General features: G+C 36.1%; 5 protein-coding genes. 1 reads left to right on the top strand and 4 read right to left on the bottom strand.

The genetic code is table 11. The features are described 5' to 3' along the window. Window positions 1-410 precede the first annotated feature (410 nt). The 3 genes from ACIR310F_RS27080 to ACIR310F_RS0118195 form a co-directional block, all read right to left on the bottom strand. Window positions 411-1,130 (bottom strand): GUN4 domain-containing protein, encoded by a 720-nt coding sequence (locus ACIR310F_RS27080; protein WP_331271326.1) that lies wholly within the window; start codon window positions 1,128-1,130, stop codon window positions 411-413. After that, entirely contained in the window at window positions 1,045-1,317 is a 273-nt protein-coding gene (locus ACIR310F_RS27505) for a 4-Cys prefix domain-containing protein (protein ID WP_331271325.1), read from the bottom strand. The genes ACIR310F_RS27080 and ACIR310F_RS27505 overlap by 86 nt, the downstream gene beginning before the upstream one ends. A gap of 74 nt (window positions 1,318-1,391) precedes the next feature. Beyond that, entirely contained in the window at window positions 1,392-1,937 is a 546-nt protein-coding gene (locus ACIR310F_RS0118195) for a DUF2854 domain-containing protein (protein WP_028085064.1), read from the bottom strand. A 138-nt stretch (window positions 1,938-2,075) separates the two neighbouring features. On the opposite strand from ACIR310F_RS0118195, the gene ACIR310F_RS26340 reads away from it, so the two are divergent. Beyond that, the gene (locus tag ACIR310F_RS26340; protein ID WP_196803237.1) at window positions 2,076-2,249 is read left to right on the top strand and encodes a hypothetical protein; all 174 of its coding nucleotides are present in this window, start codon (window positions 2,076-2,078) and stop codon (window positions 2,247-2,249) included. 299 nt (window positions 2,250-2,548) lie between these two features. Here ACIR310F_RS26340 and ACIR310F_RS0118185 read toward each other — a convergent pair whose 3' ends face one another. Beyond that, window positions 2,549-2,956: a response regulator gene (locus ACIR310F_RS0118185; RefSeq protein WP_028085063.1), complete on the bottom strand. Its 408-nt coding sequence runs from the start codon at window positions 2,954-2,956 to the stop codon at window positions 2,549-2,551. Between the last annotated feature and the right edge of the window lie 264 nt (window positions 2,957-3,220).

Below are 3,220 nucleotides of genomic sequence, written 5' to 3'. Positions count from 1 at the left end.
TAATAATTAAAGCTTTCTTAACAGAGCTTGATTAAAGAAATGCTCTCCAGAAATGGGGGGCATTTTTTTGTGGGTTAGTTAATGCTGGTAGTTGCATAATGTTTGACCTTTGATTACTGAATTTTCGGGGTTATGGTGCTACTTTTATTTAAACTTTATAGGTGTTGGTGAGTGAAAATATGAATTTTTCTCACGCAGAGGCGCAGAGGCGCGGAGTTTAAGACATATAGCTTATTTATTGGAGTTAAAATCAAGCGATCGCTCTTGGAGAAGAATCAGGGCGATGCCTACGGCGTTCGCGGAGCATCTCGAAGAGAAAAAAAAATATTGCCTAATGCCAGAGGTAAGAGTACGTAGGGGTTTTCAGAATAGGTTAGGTAATGATACTATCACTTTATTTTCTGTAACCTTTAAATGTTACAGTTTACAAGTCTCCACGCGAGAGAAAAGAACAAGCCAAAACGGGAACGTTTTAGCACCTCATTAGTTGCTATCATTCCGAAAACCCCTCCAGCAATACTCAAACCCACCAAACCAGACTTCTTCCACCCCCCTATATTTACTTTCAAACTCTTAGGGAGGTGTCCTTCTGGTGCTTTTATGTCAAAAGTAATATCAGTCATATCACTGTCATCCAACCAGTAGCCTCCTTTTATCCATCCTACCTTGTCAGCGAAGGCATCCCAGATTTTCTCATCGTAGGTTCTTGTTCCACCTAAACTTTGATAAATCCGTTTCTGCACAGAAAACCCGAATCTACCATTACTGTATTTTACCCACAACTGGTCAATGGTGCGGAGGTCTTCACAGGGAAAATTATCAATATCCTCAGTAGATAAGTGACCTTTCTTTCCCCACTTCCCAACCGCTAACATGACCCTTGCTGTTTCCTCGTCTGCTTCCTTCCACTTCCCCGCAGCAAGTAAATCTTGCAGTTTTCTATAGTCCATTCCTGCGGCTGACTTTAATTGTACCTCTGCCGCTTGTTCTTTTGCTTGCTTTGATGTTAATACTGCTAAAACTTCTGTGGCTGATTGATAACGTTTAGCAGGAATAACCTGTAACATGGTTTCTAATACAGTTGTTAACTCCTGACTTAAAGAAACATACTTTTGCCATTGCCATTCCATTTTTAACGCAGGGTGTATTTAATCTTTTTTCATCTACTGCTTGAAATGTTCTGCCAAAACCACCTTCACCAAGAAATTTAATGGGACGATAACGATCATCTAAAAGGATTTTACTCCCACAGTTTTCACAAAAGCTAGTACCCTGGGGATTTTGATAAAGACAGGTGGGATTAAGACATTGACTCATGGTAGATAGTGGGTATGTCTAGGGATGATTATACTATACCAGGAAACAAGATAGGCGGGGAAACCCCGCTGCTACTATTCCTGTTTCATCAAAGAGAGTTCAATACAATCTTCTCTGGGCTGTGTCATGCTAATTTCTACATTAGGTCCAAAATATTTGGTCATTTTTTCTTGCTTTTGTTGCCAAGCATCAAAGCTAATTAATGGCGAATCAAATTCTAAAATGAGGGTATAAGCCCCATTGATTTCGGTTTCTCGTAAACCTGTCACTATTGGTCTTGAATCGTCCGTGGGACTTAAACCTAAATAAGCCAGGGCTTCGTCTAAATGGGCTTTTTGTCCATAGCAGTAGCGTGTGATGTCTTTACGGATTTTAGTTTGTGTGACAGTTGCTTGTTGTTTTCTGAGTGCTAAAATTGATGATGTGGTGGCTTGGCTGAAGGGTATGGGTTTGAGTTCATTAGCTTTGAGAGCTAAACCTCCCAATAGCAGCGGAAAACCATAGAAAAACCCCACTAAATTGAGGGTAGCGTTATCTGCAAAATAGGCAACAAAACCTGTAATAGTGAGTATACTACCGATTGTTAAACCAAGTGTTCCCAAAGAAATTCCGCCCAGCATAATTTGAGATTAGTATAATTTATGTTTATTCTTAGTTCTATTATCATCCCTGATTAGGGGCAAATTGACACAGAAATTAATATTCTTGTTTTTTGCGTTAACTTTAGATTTGAAGTGTTTAAGGACTGGAAGTAAAAAATGGATATTCAGACAATTAAAGACCGAATTAGCGCAGTTCAAGCTAAACGTGAACGGTTGCTGAGTTTACTCGAACAACCTAATTTAGGAACGTTAAGGGTTGATGTTAATCAAGCTCTGGAAGAATTAGATGATCTACTGGATGAATTTAAACGCACTGTTCCTAATGAATGAAATAATTAAGCAGGTTTAATAATAAAAATTAGCGTCCGGTATGTGTTATGAACAATATACCGGACGCAATTTAGTTTTGAGAAGAATTGATTATTGTTAATAGACTGACGAGGTTGATTTTTTTTCTTGTGAATAAGCTGTACTGCATTTAATTTGTATAAGTTTAACAGGCAATTTGTATAAGTTTAACAGGTAATTTGTATAAGTTTAACAGGTAATTTGTATAAGTTTAACAGGTAAGATGCCTGTTCCACAAGAGTTAACAATATTAGGATTATACAATTTAGCTGCACATCAGTTTAGGAAAAATACTGAACCTGCTGTCCTAACTGTCTGACTAAGGTAATGAGTTCTTTTGTACGAATATCTTTTTTGCAAATTTTATCAAATTTATGCTGAGTTTGGTTTTGCTGAAAAGATGTTTCATCTACAGATGAATAAGCTAAAATCTGAGTATTTGGAGATATATCTTTAATGTAATGAGATGCTACCCAACCATCCATAATTGGCATTTGTAAATCGAGAATAACGACATGAGGTTGATATAATTTAACCATTTCTATAGCTTCTTGACCATGAGCAGCTAAACCAACAACATGAATATTTTCTTGAGTAGAAAACACTAATTGTAAGCTTAAACGAGTGAGTTCATGATCATCAACTACGAGAAGATCCAAGTTAGAAAACTCAGGGGACAACATTAACATTCCAAAAAAAGAATAAATGTAAATTAATACCAATTTGAGAAATGATTGTCGCAGGTAAAAAGTTGTCAACTTTGTGCTGATTTAATAATTTATTGACAATTTAAAATCCCAAATGGTATGAATTTTTATAGTCTATGATTATTAGTAAAATAATTCACTCTATCTTATGGATGAATTTTAGTGATGAAAAAAATATTTTTATGCAAAAAAAAGATTTAGTCATGTCTTTTTTGCATGATGATTTTAGGAAAAATTAAAAATTAG

The sequence above is a fragment of the Dolichospermum circinale AWQC310F genome (genome assembly GCF_000426925.1).
In the GTDB taxonomy this organism is placed as follows: Bacteria; Cyanobacteriota; Cyanobacteriia; order Cyanobacteriales; family Nostocaceae; genus Dolichospermum; species Dolichospermum circinale.
The sequence above is the reverse complement of the archived record's forward strand: the minus strand, read 5'-3'. Positions and strand labels throughout refer to the sequence as shown.